At 71.6% G+C, this 12,898-nt stretch carries 12 protein-coding genes and 1 pseudogene; 3 read left to right on the plus strand and 10 right to left on the minus strand.

Annotated features, from left to right (window positions below; genetic code table 11):
• Positions 1 to 2 precede the first annotated feature (2 nt).
• Both WMF20_RS38270 and WMF20_RS38275 read right to left on the minus strand, forming a co-directional pair.
• Positions 3 to 2,837 carry a serine/threonine-protein kinase gene (locus WMF20_RS38270; protein WP_437606713.1) on the minus strand — a complete coding sequence of 945 codons (2,835 nt, stop codon included), beginning with the start codon at positions 2,835 to 2,837 and terminating at the stop codon, positions 3 to 5.
• Between the two features lie 94 nt (positions 2,838 to 2,931).
• Complete coding sequence (locus WMF20_RS38275) at positions 2,932 to 3,966, minus strand: DUF6268 family outer membrane beta-barrel protein (RefSeq protein WP_437606714.1); 1,035 nt, start codon at positions 3,964 to 3,966, stop codon at positions 2,932 to 2,934.
• A gap of 162 nt (positions 3,967 to 4,128) precedes the next feature.
• Here WMF20_RS38275 and WMF20_RS38280 point away from each other — a divergent pair, with 162 nt between their 5' ends.
• Entirely contained in the window at positions 4,129 to 4,776 is a 648-nt protein-coding gene (locus WMF20_RS38280) for a TetR/AcrR family transcriptional regulator (RefSeq protein ID WP_129578908.1), read from the plus strand.
• 55 nt (positions 4,777 to 4,831) lie between these two features.
• Here the strand turns inward: WMF20_RS38280 and WMF20_RS38285 are convergent, their stop codons facing one another.
• The 4 genes from WMF20_RS38285 to WMF20_RS38300 form a co-directional block, all read right to left on the minus strand.
• Positions 4,832 to 5,566, minus strand: coding sequence for a ferritin-like domain-containing protein (locus WMF20_RS38285; RefSeq protein WP_437606715.1), 735 nt, complete (start codon positions 5,564 to 5,566; stop codon positions 4,832 to 4,834).
• Positions 5,563 to 6,231 carry a hypothetical protein gene (locus WMF20_RS38290; RefSeq protein WP_437606716.1) on the minus strand — a complete coding sequence of 223 codons (669 nt, stop codon included), beginning with the start codon at positions 6,229 to 6,231 and terminating at the stop codon, positions 5,563 to 5,565. Before WMF20_RS38290 ends, WMF20_RS38285 begins: the two co-directional genes overlap by 4 nt.
• 467 nt (positions 6,232 to 6,698) lie before the next feature.
• The gene (locus tag WMF20_RS38295) at positions 6,699 to 7,349 is read right to left on the minus strand and encodes a TetR/AcrR family transcriptional regulator (protein ID WP_437606717.1); all 651 of its coding nucleotides are present in this window, start codon (positions 7,347 to 7,349) and stop codon (positions 6,699 to 6,701) included.
• 185 nt (positions 7,350 to 7,534) lie between these two features.
• Complete coding sequence (locus tag WMF20_RS38300; RefSeq protein ID WP_437606718.1) at positions 7,535 to 8,455, minus strand: transposase; 921 nt, start codon at positions 8,453 to 8,455, stop codon at positions 7,535 to 7,537.
• Positions 8,456 to 8,841: 386 nt separating this feature from the next.
• On the opposite strand from WMF20_RS38300, the gene WMF20_RS38305 reads away from it, so the two are divergent.
• Positions 8,842 to 9,027 carry a hypothetical protein gene (locus WMF20_RS38305; RefSeq protein ID WP_437606719.1) on the plus strand — a complete coding sequence of 62 codons (186 nt, stop codon included), beginning with the start codon at positions 8,842 to 8,844 and terminating at the stop codon, positions 9,025 to 9,027.
• A 67-nt stretch (positions 9,028 to 9,094) separates the two neighbouring features.
• Here WMF20_RS38305 and WMF20_RS38310 read toward each other — a convergent pair whose 3' ends face one another.
• Positions 9,095 to 9,481 carry a VOC family protein gene (locus WMF20_RS38310; RefSeq protein ID WP_437606720.1) on the minus strand — a complete coding sequence of 129 codons (387 nt, stop codon included), beginning with the start codon at positions 9,479 to 9,481 and terminating at the stop codon, positions 9,095 to 9,097.
• Positions 9,482 to 9,534: 53 nt separating this feature from the next.
• The gene (locus WMF20_RS38315) at positions 9,535 to 9,978 is read right to left on the minus strand and encodes a helix-turn-helix transcriptional regulator (protein ID WP_437606721.1); all 444 of its coding nucleotides are present in this window, start codon (positions 9,976 to 9,978) and stop codon (positions 9,535 to 9,537) included.
• 283 nt (positions 9,979 to 10,261) lie between these two features.
• On the opposite strand from WMF20_RS38315, the pseudogene WMF20_RS38320 reads away from it, so the two are divergent.
• A pseudogene (locus WMF20_RS38320) lies at positions 10,262 to 10,351 on the plus strand (hypothetical protein); the annotation flags it as partial.
• A gap of 226 nt (positions 10,352 to 10,577) precedes the next feature.
• Here the strand turns inward: WMF20_RS38320 and WMF20_RS38325 are convergent.
• Together WMF20_RS38325 and WMF20_RS38330 are read right to left on the minus strand one after the other, a co-directional pair.
• On the minus strand, positions 10,578 to 11,468 hold the full coding sequence (locus WMF20_RS38325) for a putative glycoside hydrolase (protein WP_437606722.1): 891 nt from the start codon (positions 11,466 to 11,468) through the stop codon (positions 10,578 to 10,580).
• 249 nt (positions 11,469 to 11,717) lie between these two features.
• The gene (locus WMF20_RS38330; protein WP_437606723.1) at positions 11,718 to 12,884 is read right to left on the minus strand and encodes an ABC transporter permease; all 1,167 of its coding nucleotides are present in this window, start codon (positions 12,882 to 12,884) and stop codon (positions 11,718 to 11,720) included.
• Positions 12,885 to 12,898 lie beyond the last annotated feature (14 nt).

Here is a 12,898-nt window from a genome sequence, read left to right on the forward strand (position 1 = left end):
GCTCACGAGCTGGACGAGAGGGCGGCGCCGCCCTTGCGGAGCGTGCTGGTCGCCCCCTCGCGGATGCCGCGGAGCGCCGCCTCGACGTCCCGCTCCGCGCCCAGGGCGAGCCCCCGCTCCGCCAGCGCGCGCGCCGCGGCCGAGTCGCTCCCGGCGAGCGCCTGCTCGGCCGCGTGCAGGTAGAACTCCACGGCCAGCCGCGGCTCGCCGCCCCGCTCGAAGTGCTCGGCGAGCACCTTGGCGTCGTGCTCCCCCGCCTGGAGGAGCCACTCGGCCGCGAGCCTGTGGCCGAGCGCGCGATCGTGGTCCGGGAGCATCGCGTAGCAGCCGTCGCGGATGAGCGCGTGCCGGAACGCGTACTCCTCCTGGTCCGAGAAGCGGCTCTGCTCGCGCCGCTCGAGGAGCTCGCGCTGGAGCATCCAGGGCAACCAGTCCACCGCGAGGGTCGAGCCGCCGGCGTCGCCCAGGAGGGCGAGCGCCCCCTGCTTCCAGAACGTCTCGCCGAAGACGCTCGCCGCCCGGAGCAGCCGCCTCGCCTCCGGGGGGATCGCCTCGAGCCGCGCCTCCACCATGCCCAGGATCGTCTCCGGCAGCCGGTCCGCGCGCCCCTCCGCGACCGCCCGGATGAGCTCCTCGAGGTAGAAGGCGTTGCCGCTCGCGCGCTCGACGAGGCGCGCGACCTCCGCGGGCGGGAGGCCGTCGCCGAGCATCTGCCGCACGAGCTCCTCGGCGGCGCGGCGCGGGAGCGCGCCGAGCGTCATCTCGTGGACCTCGCTGCCCTCCCAGAGGATGGGGAAGACCTTGCGCACCTCGACGCGCGCCACGTAGAGCACCGCGAACGGCCGGTCGCGGAGCTCCCGGAGGACGCGCGCGATCAGCTTGAGCGACGCCGCGTCGCCCCACTGGATGTCCTCGAGCACGAGCAGGTACGGCCCCGCCGCGCACGCCGCCTCCATGAAGTCGAGGTAGGCGAGCGGGATCTGGTCGGCCATCAGGGCCGGGCTCTGCCGCGCCTCCTGGAACCTCGGGTCGGCCTCGCTCGGGAACGGCGTGCCCACGATCTCGCCGAGGAAGGCGGCGATCCGCGTCCTGTCGCCCGGCCCGAGCGCCGGGGCGCGCGCGACCAGCGAGAGGAGCCGCTCGCGCTGCGCCGGCGCGGGCTCGCCCCCGGTGATCCCGGCCGCGCCCCGGAGCGCGGAGCCGAGCAGCGAGAACGGCGACCCCGCGCTCAGCGAGTCGCCGCGGCCGACCGCGACGGTGATCTCGGGGTGCCGCTCCCGCAGGACCTCGATGAGCTCGTGGCGCAGGCGGGACTTGCCGATCCCCGGCGGCCCGGTGATCAGGATGGCGCGGGGCTCGGGCCCGCTGAAGCTGTCCTCCAGGAGCTCGCGCAGGTTCCGGAGCTCCCGGTCGCGGCCGACGTAGGGGCTCGGCTTGCCGAGGAGCGTCCGCGCCGACCGGCCGACTTCCCGCTCGTGCAGCAGGAAGAACGTGCCGGACCGCGCCGCCTCGATCTCGAAGCGCGCGTCGAGCAACGCCCGGGTGACGTCGTCGATCCGCACGGGATCGGGCTTCCGTTCCGGACGCGCCCGCGCCTCGAGCTCGGCGAGGGCGAGGAGCGAGGCCGCGCGGTCCATGACGGGCCCGACCGGGAGGCTGCCGGTGTGCTCGGCGCGGCCGGTCGCGAGCACGACCGAGGCGTCGGGCAAGATCTGTCCGAGCTTCAGGGCGCACCGCGCCGCGCGCGCGGCCTGCTCGACCGCGTCGCCCACGCCGGCGATCGAGAGCACGATGGTCCCGTCGGCGAGCGCGTCCACGCGCGCGCCGAACGGCTGCGCGCTCGTGTGGAGCTTGCGCGTGAGGTCTCCTGGCATGGCGGCGACGAGGGTGCTGGCCGAGCCGTCGGACGAGGCGGGGTGCAGCTCCTTCGCGGCCACCATCGAGAGCAGCCGGAGCTCGCCCGTGGTGATCGCCTCGTACAGCACGGGCGGCGCGGCCAGGCCGCTGCTCGGGTCGCGCTCGAGGGCGTCGAGCGCCTCGAGCACGGCCGAGCCGTCGCGCGGCCGCTGCTCCGGGTCCTTCGCGAGCATGCGGGCGACGAAGTCGTCGAGCTCCTGCGGCAGCTCGGGGCGGAGGTGCCGCACGCGCGGCGGGTCTTCCATGAGGAGCTTGGCGAGGAGGGCCATCACGTGCTGGCCCTGGAACGCCGGCCTGCCCGTGAGGCACTCGAAGACCACGGCGCCGAGCGAGAAGATGTCGGCCCGCGCGTCGAGGCGGTCGCGGTCGCCGGTGGCCTGCTCGGGGGCCATGTAGCCCGGCGTTCCCATCACCGAGCCGGTGCGCGTCAGCGCGCCGAGGGTGCGCTTCGTCCGGGCGATGCCGAAGTCGAGCACCTTGAGGCCGGCGACCTCGCCGCCGACGAGCAGGAGGTTGCCCGGCTTGATGTCGCGGTGGACGATGCCCCGCGCGTGCGCCGCCCCGAGCGCCTCGGCGGTCGCGCGGAGCACCGCGACGCTCTCCTCGAGGTCGAGCTTCTGCCGGGCGAGGCGCTGCGCGAGGCTCTCGCCTTCGAGCCACTCCATGGCGAGGTACGGCACCTCGTCGGGGGTGACGCCGTGGGCCACGTGGCGGACGATCCTCGGGTGATCGAGCTCGGCGAGGATGCGGGCCTCGTGCTCGAAGCGGTGGGAGGCGCTCCGGTCGGGCTGGCCGAGGAGCTTCAGCGCGACCGGCGCCCCGGTGGTCCGGTCGAGGGCGCGGTAGATCGTCCCCATCCCGCCGGAGGCCGCGACGCGCTCGATCTCGAAGCGGCTGTCGATGACCTCTCCCGGGCGCATGAGGCGGAGGATGCACCGGGGTCGAGCCGCCATCAACGGTCCGGCGCCGGGGGCGCCTGGTGTGCGCGTCGCCCCCACGCCGCGGCGTCGCGCCTCAGCTCCTCGGGATACGCCACGTCGCGCCGGCGCGGAAGAAGAGCACGTTCGGCATGCTCTGCCCCTCTCCGGGGATGCCGTCGTCGTCGGCGTTCATCGGCTCGAAGCGACGGAACAGGCTGTGGCCCGCGTGGGCGGTCAGCCACACCGTCCCGAAGGCGCGCACGCCGAGCGTCACGCCCGCGGTGGCGACCGAATAGGCGATGTGATCGACGCACCGATCGGGCCGCGCCACCCGCTCGTCCGGCTCGGTCGCCGGGTCGTCGGCCGGCTGGGCGGCGCAGGGCCAGGCGCCCGCGACGCGCGCGTCGCGCACCGCGTAGGCGTTCCCCGCCAGGTCCGCGCGCAGGCCGATCTCGACGCGATCCGAGAACAGGAGCTTCGCCGCCGCGAAGCCAGGAAGGAAGGCCTCGAGGCGGAAGTACGGAGTCGGTGTCCAGTCGACATAGGCGGCTGGCAGCGGGAGGAGCGTGCCAAAGCTGAACGACGCGAGCGCTCCACCCCCGAGCACGAGCCGCTCCGAGAGCGCGTGGGTCACGAGCCCGAGCGCGCTGATGCGGGCGAGCCCGCCGTCGAGGCCCTCGAAGTCGCCCGCGAGCCCCGGCGCGACGCGCAGCGAGAGCGACCAGTCGCGGGGGAGCAGCTGGACGAACAGCACGGGGACATCGACGGAGTGAAAGGCCCGGAGCTGGTCGAAGCCGGGCAAGGCGTCGGCGTAGGAGACCGCTTCGACGTGGTACACCGCCCCCGGGATCAGGAACGTCTTCTCTCCGAGAGGGAGGGGCACGTTGACGCCCACCTCGTACGACGTGACCTGCGCCCGCGTCGGGCGTGGGTCCTCGAGCGCGGCGCCCGGCATGTACTGCGCGCTCAGGTCCGCGAGGTCGGGGAGCTGGGCCCAGGCAGCGCCCGGCGCGAGGGCCCACAGGAGCGCCGCGAGGGCGAAGAGCCGCGAGATCCGCGCGATCCGGCGGCAGGTGCCTCCTCGAAGCTGCTCCGCGGAGCGCGCGGCGGCACGATCGGCCGGCCTCATCGCATCACCCGCTGCCCGCGACCGCTGTATGGGTGAGGAACCTCCGTCGATCGATCATCGATGCATCTCCGGCGCCTGAAAAAAAATCAATCGACTCAAACACACGTTTAACGTGATTGACATCGGCGCGGAGTGTTGTCAAGGTGCGTTTCAAACAAGCGTATGAGCGACCGAGACCGCCCTGCCCACGCGGACGATCCACGCCAGCGGCTCGTGGTCGCCGCGATCGATCAGATCGAGAAGCACGGCATCGGGCAGGCGACGGTGCGGAGGATCGCGGCCGCGGCGGAGGTGAACATCGCCGCGGTGAACTACTACTTCCGGTCCAAGGAGGCGCTGCTCGCGGCGGCGCTCGAGGGGTCGATTCGCCACATGCTCGAGGACACCGAGGAGTTCCTCGCCCGGATGCCCGACGATCCGATGGACGCGCTCAGCGGGCTGCTCGGCTACCTCCTCGAGGGCTGCCTGCGCTACCCGAACCTGAGCCGGGCCCACCTGCACGACGCGTTTCACGCCGACGACTACAGCGGTCCTTTCCCGAGGCTCTTCGCGCCGGTGGTGGCGCGCCTGCGCGATCTCGTCCGGGCGGCGGTGCCTGGGCTGGAGGAGCGGGCGGCGGCGCGCCGCGTGGTGGCCGCGCTCTCGGCGGTCTTCTTCCCGGCGTTCTTCGCGGGGCTCTACGAGGGGCTGAGCGCGCTCGGCTCGCCGGCCGACCGCCTCACCTACGCGCGCGAGCTGGCGCGGCAGACCCTGGCGCCCGCGGAGACCGAGGCGCCCGCGGCCCGCGGCAAGCGGCCGAAGCGCGGGTGATCGGCGAGGGTCACCCGGGGGGATCCCTGCGATGAGGAGGGGTTTCCGGGGGCGGTCAGCAATCGAAGTAGCGCCGGAGCCCGGGGCGGATGACCTCCTCGATGGTCTCGTCGAGCAACACGCGCGCATTCAGGCCGCTGCACAGCCCGAGCTGCTCGCCTTGCGGCGGAGCGTCGTGAGGCGGCAAGTGCGCGTGCTCGTGCTGCACGAGGTGCCGGAACGCGACGGGGAGGTATCGCTCGACCGCCGTCCGCTCCGCCGCGGAGAGCTCGGGCGCGACCTGCTCGAGCAGGCGCCAGCCGAAGCGGGCGTGCCCGACCTCGTCGGCGTAGATGCGCGTCAGCAGCTCGAGCAGCGGCCCGGGCGGCATCTCCAGCCGCTCGGCGCCGATCAAGGCCACGGCCACGGTCTCGCTCATGCAGCAGATGTGGATCACGTTGCGGAGCACGGCGGCGCGGGGGGGCGCGTCGCGGTGCAGGGGGAACTCCGGTCGCTCCGGGACGCTCGCGGTCGCGGTCCCGCCGAGGGCCTCCACCACGGCGCCGCAGAGGATCCCGTGCCGGCGCTCCTCGGCGGCGAAGCCCCGGCACGCGTCGGCGAGCTCCGGCGGGAAGCCCGCCTCGGCGAGCTGACGCGCGAGCGCCTCGAACACCGCCGACGACGCGTGCTCGTTCACCATCCGCGCGCGCCAGGTGCGGATCGCCGAGGGGAACAGCGCCGCCGGATACCCGCTCACGTCGAAGGCCCGGGCGCGCGCCTCGCCGCGGACGTCGAGCAGCGAGGCGTTCATGCGACCTCCGGCGCGGCGTCGGCGTCGAGCGCCGGCGGGACCGGGGGGCCCCACGGCGTGCAGAACGTCTGGGTATAGAGCTCCTGCTCGGGCGCGACCACGCCGCTGAAGCAGCAGACGCTGCGGACCGGCTCGGCCTCTCGGTACGAGATGGCGCGGGCGCCCACGCCCACGATCAACGCCGTGCAGCAGTTCACGAAGGAGGCGTCTTCCGCGAGGGCGGCCAGGTCCTGCTCGGAGAGGCCCGCCCCGGGGTCGGGCGCGCGCTCTGCCGTGTAGCCGAGACAGCACTCGAGCTCCGCGCGAGGGCGGGCCTCCGCGTCGTCGAGGCTCGCCGGCTCGGCGCACGCGAGCTCGGGCGGCTCCGGTTGGACGGCCTCGGAGCAGTCGGGATCGCCTTCCGCGGGCGTGCAGCCGGGCGCGGGCTCCTCGGGTGTCGGCGCTGCCCCGCCGTCGCCGGCGTCCTCTCCGGCCGGAGCCGCGTCGTCCGGCGCTTCCGGCGATCCCGGCGCGTCCGGCGCGAGATGCTCGTCGGGATCCAGATCCGATGACTGCCCGCCGGTGGTGATATGCCCGCCGCAGCCGACCGAGGTGCCATAGGCCAGCGCTCCCAGCGCGACCCTCGCCGCCGCACGCAATGCTGCCCGTCTCGTCTCCTCACGCATACAGTCCGCCTCCACGAAAGGTGGTACGCGCTGCGGAGTGCCTCCGCCGCGGTACAAGCCGCTCGCGCGGCCCGCGTGGTTCAGCGTATGCGCGTAGGACAACCAAGAGAATCTGCATCTTCCTCACAGCATTGAATCAAAGATCCGAACAATGGCGCCGCGGTCTCTGCCGGCGCGGCGCTCGGGGAGGTGCGGGCGGCGCCGCGCGGCCGCCGGCGGGGAGGCGACGGCCGCTGACGCGCCGAGGGGTGTTCTTGCGCGCTTCGAGCCTCATCGCGGCGCCGGGATGGCGGCGTGGAGCTCCTCCGGGGGCGCCTCGTGGAGCAGGGCCACGTTGCCGTCGCGCCGCCGGTAAGCACGTTCGGCGCGAGCTGGGGGTGCTGGCCTGCTCTGCGGTGCGCGGCGAGGTGCACGATGCGCGCGTATCGAGCCCTCGCTTTCCTGGGCTGTCGTGCCAGCTCCGTGGATCACGTCGTGGGGGTGAACGGGGCACGCCACAGCCCGACGAGGGCGTCCACCAGCCCGACCGCGGCGGCCTCCCACGTCGCTCGCGGCGTGGCGGTGCCCGCTTGCAGGGCCCGCTCGCGCTCGGCGCACATGTGCACGATGAGCTGCCGGCTCATGTCGCCGCGCTCCGCGCGCACCTCCTCCGGGAGGACCGGCATGAGCCGGATCAGCCCTTCGATGGTCTCCTGCATCGACGTCGAGGCGACCGTCTCGTCGATCACGATGCGGCGGAAGGCAGGGTCGGTCGTCGCCTGGGCGATGAAGCGCGCATACCAGCTCGGGCTGCCCAGCGAGGCGAGGTGCTCGGTGAGCGGCCGCACCAGGCATCCGATCCAATCGCGCAGATCGGACGAGCCCTTGATCGACGCCAGCATCTCCGCGCGCCGTCGCTCGATGGCCGAGGCATGGCGGCGGACGATGGCGAGCACGAGGTCGGCCTTGGTGCCGAAGTGATAGCCGACCGCGAAGTTGTTCGCCTGCCCTGCGGCCTCGCTCACCTGACGATTCGAGACCGCCGCTACTCCCTGCTCGGCGAAGAGCCGCTCCGCGGTGGAGACGATGAGCTCGCGGGTCTCGTTCCCGTGCGCTTGCCTGACCCTCGAGCTGGCCATGATCACCAGCATACCAGAAGGCGGATCGCGGCGGTGGACTGGTGCAGGGGGCGACCTGTGGCCGGTCGCCCGAGCCGGGCTGCCAGCTGCGCCGCGACACGGCGACGACCCGCGTCGCCAGACGACGATGCTGGGCGGCCCAATCCAGGATGCGGCCGCTCCCCGCGCGCGCACGTGCACCGCGTCTATGCCGAGAGCACGACGTCCGGCACGATGACACCGTGGAACACGCGCATCCACCACGTCCCGGCCGGGAATACGACGCTGCGCACACCGGCGCGCCAGCGTTCGAGCGCAGCGCGGTACGACGCGCGAAACGCCCGCACAGCAGCACCAGCGGTGCGCCGAGCGTCACCCTGCTCGCGGCCGACCGCGAACGTAGGATTGCATTCGCGCAGCGCCTCGAAGCTCGTAGCACGCGCGTAGGGGGAGACGTTACTGACTCGCTCGGCGCCCAGGCAGCGGCGCCCCTGCCGCAGCAGATCCGCATGAGCCTGTGCTTCCTGTCGCCCGAGCTCGGCGGCGACCTCTTGGCGGAAGGCCTCCGCGGTGTCCTGTTCAAGGACCGGCGGCAGCGAGAGCGGGAGCGTAATTTCCTCGGGCCACTGAGGGTTGTCCGGGTCGAGATACGCAGAGGGGCGCGCGGCGCGCAGCTCGCCGCGGCCGAGCGCATCCATATCCACCTTGGCGCCCGGCCACTCACGCGCATGTCGGACGAGGCCAGCAGCCACGGGATTCGCGAGTATATACGCGATCTTCTCCACCACGGCCGCGCGCGTCAGCAGCCGTACCACGCTCGGGGCCTCATGGTCCCACACCGGTCCTTCCCATGCGCGGAGCACCTTCGTGCCGAGCGCGACGATGCGATGGAAGAACTGCAGGAAGCGCGGCAAAACGCCCGCCACGTCGGTCACGATCAAGTGCAGATGCGTCGACATCGCGCAGAGCGCGTGGACCTGGAGGCCATAGCGCCGCGCGGAGACCGCGAGGGCGTAGTTCAGGAGCTGAGTGATCGCCGCGTCGGGGCGGAAGAGCAGATGTCGACGCAGGACGCGACGAGTGATCATGTACGTGGCGCCGGGAGTGACCTCGCGGGGCTGGCTCATGGTTGAAGGCGCACTAACAAACGCCGTGCCAACACTTGCCGCGAGTGATTGCAAGGAGTTATCTCGGCCCCGTGGGTGGCGGCGCCATGGTGCTATCCGTGTCCGCCATCCTTATTTATCCTGGCTGCGGCTATCTCTGCTGTTGTTACGTCGCTTTGCTACCGTCTGCTTCTGCTTCTGCTACCTCAACCCGGGTCGTGCTGGTGCTGGTGCTACCTCAACCCGGGTCGGGTCCAACCTGGGTCGGGTTGGTGCCCAGCTACCTCAACCCGGGTCGGGTCCAACCCGGGCCAGGTCCAACCTGGGTCGGGTTGGTGGGTTGGTGCCCATGGTCTACGGCGACGGCGACCCTCATCTCGGCGATCGGAGACGTCGCCAGGGTGCCCGTGCGCTCGTGGAGCCTCGCCGAGGCCCGGGCCGCGCACGGGCTCATGGCGGGCTTCCTGGCCATGAACGCCGCCCTCGATGCGGCCAAGCTGCGCCGCATCGGGTGGACACCGCGGGTGGGAGAGGCGCTCGGAGGGATCTGCGGCGCGCTGCGCAACCCCACGCAGGGATACGGAGCCTCGTGAACCGCGCTCCAGGCAACGGCGGCGGACCGCGAGCTCTGCTGCTGGAACGCCCGGAGAGCGGCGTTAGCTAGAGCGGCTGATAGAGCTGGATCAGGTTCCCGCAAGTGTCCGAGAACACCGCCACCATGACTGGGCCCATCGGCGTGGGCTCCTGCGTGAACGCGACCTGGCGCTCCTTGAGGCGCGCGAACTCGGCACGGAGGTCGGTCACCTCGAACGCGGTGAGCGGGATGCCCTGGGCGAACATCGCCTGCTGAAACGTCTTCGCCGCCGGGTTGGCGTTCGGCTCCAGCACGAGCTCGACGTCGTCGGGGCCGTCCGGCGAGACCACGGTGATCCATCGATACTCCCCGACGGGGAAGTCGTTCTTCTTCTTGAAGCCGAGCACCTCCGTGTAGAACTTCAGCGCTCGGTCCTGGTCCTCGACCATGATGCTGTTGAGCTTGATCTTCATCGTTCGCCTCGCTGAGCTGACGGTTCTGGGCCACTCTGCCAGGGCCGGCCGGCTCAGGCTTCTCGAAAACTGCGAAACGCCTCCGGCGGCAGGCGACCCATCAGGCTGAGGCACCCCGGGATGAGCTCCCACGGGAGCTTCCCCGGCACCTGGACCATCGCGCGCAGCCGCCGCTGGTACGCCGACGGCGGCATGCCGATGCGTTGCGCGAACAGAGCGCTGAAGCTGCCGAGGCTGGAGAATCCTACCTCCATGCACACGTCGGTCACGGAGTGCCGCCCAGCGGCCAGGAGCTGCTTGGCCAGGTCGAGGCGCTGCCGGATGCGATACTGGTGCGGGGTCACGCCGAACACGGCCTCGAACTGCCGGATGAAGTGATAGGGAGAGATCGCCACCTCGCGGGCCACGTCTTCGATCGACAGCTTCGCGTCGTGCACCTCGGAAAGCAGGTCGCGTGCCCGACAGAGATTCCTCAGTGCGTCCTGTCCCAGCAGCATCGCCGGCGTCCACGATAGGCTGCGGCGGCGGCGGGCACAAGCCGTGCAACCCGACCCGGGCTGCCGCAGCGAGAGCCCCCCTGGGTCGGCCTGTGCAAGCTGAATGGGGTCGTCACACCACAACTTCGCACGCTCTGTAGGTGGCGGGGGTGGCGGGGGGTGGCGACCGCCAGGTGTCCGCCGCGTCCGCTGTTGTGGTTGTTATCTTGATTACTTCAGCGGAGCATGCTTGCCAATTTGATGCGCGGCCGCGGCTACCTCGGGCTACCTCAACCCGGGCTACCTCAACCCGGGCTACCTCAACCCGGGCTACCTCAACCCGGGCTACCTCAACCCGGGCTACCTCAACCCGGGCTACCTCAACCCGGGCTACCTCAACCCGGGTCGGGTCGCTCCGGCTACCTCAACCCGGGTCGGGTCGCTCGGCTACCTCAACCCGGGTCGGGTCGCTCCTCGCCTCAACCCGGGTCGGGCTGCCCCCGCCTCGCCTCAACCCGGGTCGGGCTGCGCCCCTGGCAGGAACGCGCTCTGCCCCCGCCTCGCCTCAACCCGGGTCGGGCTGCGCCCCTGGCAGGAACGCGCTCTGCCCCCGCCTCGCCTCAACCCGGGTCGGGCTGCCCCCCTGGCAGGAACGCCCTCTCCTCGTACGCGCTGCGGGGATTCCACGCCGCATAGCCAGCGCAGCCGGCGTCCTCGATCGCCCGGATCTGCTCCCGAACATGCCATGGCGTATATTTGTACCGCCGCATCGGACGCGAGCTGTCCAGGTCGAACGCCTGCACCCAGCTGCGCAGCAGCGCGATCCGCCCCGGCAGATCTGCCACCCTGCGCCAGCCGGCCGACAGCGACGCGTGGACGGTCTCGTACGGGTGATGGGCAGGGTTCGCGAGCCCGAAGCTGCCGGGCCCCCAGTGCGACGGGTACGGCATCGGCATCACGTAATCGAAGAGCTCCACCGCATCCTCCAGCCGCTGGCCCACGACGTCCTGCGGCCCGAGGAGCGTGATCCCGAACAGATCCGCCGAGATCGGCCGCGACGCCGCGTCGCCGACCTCCGCGCGAAGGAACTCGAAGAAGGCGCGGATCGTCGGCGCCCTCTCCTCGATCGGCGTCCGCGACCGCGGCTCGCGCGCCGCGCCATAGCGCACGTAATCGTAATTCACCTCGTCGAAACCGACCTCGAACGCACGGAGCGAGATCTCCGCGATCTCTCGCCATCGCTCCTCCGACCCTGGATCGTACCAGCCCCGCGGGCCTCCCTTGAACGCGACGAGCCGGGCGATGAGGTAGATCCCGGCGTCGCGAAGCGCTCCCAGCCTCGCCCTGGTGGCCTCGTCGCGATCCAGGAGGAGCGCTCCTCCATCCGACCGGACATCGATGACCAGGGAGTTCAGCTCCGTCCGCTGAACCAGGGAGGAAAGCCGATTCATCCGGTCCGCGCTCCTCCCCGCCGCGAAGTTCACGTAAATCGCCTTGGTGACCGTGGGCATGCCGTTCCCCCCGGGCGAACGTAGAGCACGCCGCCGGCCACCCGCGCACGAGCCCCCTCGGCCAGGACACCGTTCCCGGCCGACACACATCGCCCTTGCCGCCCCCTTCGGCCCTCTCCCGCTCTCCCCTCTCCCCTCCTCGCAACGCGCCCGCGCTCAGGTCGCCAGGAAAGGGTGCTCCTGCATGTACCCCAGGATCGTCTCGCGGCCTGGAATCCCGGCCGCCCCGCCGCCCGGGTCGCGCCCGAGCTACCCCCGCATCGCCTGGATCGGGCTGATCCGCGCCGCGCGCAGCGCCGGGAAGAAGCCGCCGAGCACGCCCATCATCACGGCGAGCAGCACCGACGCGATCAGGATCCCCGGCGTCGGCTCGAACGTGAACACGATCTCCGAGAAGCTCGCGAAATTGATCGTCGAGAACCGCACGAACCTCATCCCGAGCGCGGCGAGCACGCCGAGCGCCCCGCCGATCAGCGCGAGGAGGACCGACTCGATCAGGAACGACGTGAGGATGCTCAGCCGGGAGAAGCCGAGCGCCCGCAGCGTGCCTATCTCGCGCTGCCGGTTGGCGATCGACGCGTGCATCGTGATCATCGCGCCGATCATCGCGCCGATCGAGAAGAACACCGCGATGAGCACGCCCATCCCCTTGATGAACATGCTCGTCCCCTCGGACTGCTTCTCGTAATACTCGCTCTCGCGCATCACCTCGAGCCCGAGGCTCCGGTTCTGCTCGATCGACGCCTCGAACGCGTCGAACTTGCTCTCCGAGGCGAGCCGCGCGCGCACCGACGACACGCTCCCCTCCCGGCCGAACGCCGCTCGCGCCGTGTGCAGATCGGCCCAGACCTCGGACTCCGACGAGGAGCCGCCGTCCGAGAACACCCCCACCACCTTCACCGGCCGGTTCTTGCGGAGGTCGAACGACTCGCCGATCGACAGGCCCTTGAAGCGGCGGTAGATCGCCTGCCCCACGATCACCTCGTCCGTGCCCGGCTGCGCCGGCCGGCCCTCGACGATCTTCACCTGCGAGCGGAACGCGAGCACGTCATCGGGCACGCCGCGCACCTGGACGTTCGAGACGCCGTCCGTGCCGAGCTTGTCGAGGAGGATCACCGCCACGACCTCCGCCGCCCCGTCCGGCTTGCCGTCCTGCCGCTTCGCCACCTCGGCGCTCGCCAGGATCAAGCCGATCTGCTGCTCCTCGACGCTGCTCGCCATCTCGACGTCCGATCCCTTCCGGATCACGATCGCGACGTCGCTCCGCGCCGTGCGCCCGAGCGTGCGCTCCACGCTGTTCGCGAGCATGAGCACCGAGGCGAACACGAACACAACGAGGCCGAGCCCCGCCGCCGTCGCGACGGTCGTCGTCTTGCGCACCACCAGATTCCGAACGTTGTAAGCGACGGGGATCATCAGCGCTCTCTCCC

This window comes from Sorangium sp. So ce834 (genome assembly GCF_051521425.1).
GTDB classification, from domain to species: Bacteria; Myxococcota_A; Polyangia; order Polyangiales; family Polyangiaceae; genus Sorangium; species Sorangium cellulosum_D.

Bases quoted from the DNA above. Each gene is read 5' to 3' on its own strand.
- WMF20_RS38300 (WP_437606718.1), bottom strand. From the start codon at position 8,455: ATGAGCCAGCCCCGCGAGGTCACTCCCGGCGCCACGTACATGATCACT.
- WMF20_RS38275 (WP_437606714.1), bottom strand. From the start codon at position 3,966: ATGAGGCCGGCCGATCGTGCCGCCGCGCGCTCCGCGGAGCAGCTTCGA.
- WMF20_RS38280 (WP_129578908.1), top strand. From the start codon at position 4,129: ATGAGCGACCGAGACCGCCCTGCCCACGCGGACGATCCACGCCAGCGG.
- WMF20_RS38270 (WP_437606713.1), bottom strand. From the start codon at position 2,837: ATGCGCCCGGGAGAGGTCATCGACAGCCGCTTCGAGATCGAGCGCGTC.
- WMF20_RS38330 (WP_437606723.1), bottom strand. From the start codon at position 12,884: ATGATCCCCGTCGCTTACAACGTTCGGAATCTGGTGGTGCGCAAGACG.
- WMF20_RS38325 (WP_437606722.1), bottom strand. From the start codon at position 11,468: ATGCCCACGGTCACCAAGGCGATTTACGTGAACTTCGCGGCGGGGAGG.
- WMF20_RS38285 (WP_437606715.1), bottom strand. From the start codon at position 5,566: ATGAACGCCTCGCTGCTCGACGTCCGCGGCGAGGCGCGCGCCCGGGCC.
- WMF20_RS38310 (WP_437606720.1), bottom strand. From the start codon at position 9,481: ATGAAGATCAAGCTCAACAGCATCATGGTCGAGGACCAGGACCGAGCG.
- WMF20_RS38315 (WP_437606721.1), bottom strand. From the start codon at position 9,978: ATGCTGCTGGGACAGGACGCACTGAGGAATCTCTGTCGGGCACGCGAC.
- WMF20_RS38295 (WP_437606717.1), bottom strand. From the start codon at position 7,349: ATGGCCAGCTCGAGGGTCAGGCAAGCGCACGGGAACGAGACCCGCGAG.
- WMF20_RS38290 (WP_437606716.1), bottom strand. From the start codon at position 6,231: ATGCGTGAGGAGACGAGACGGGCAGCATTGCGTGCGGCGGCGAGGGTC.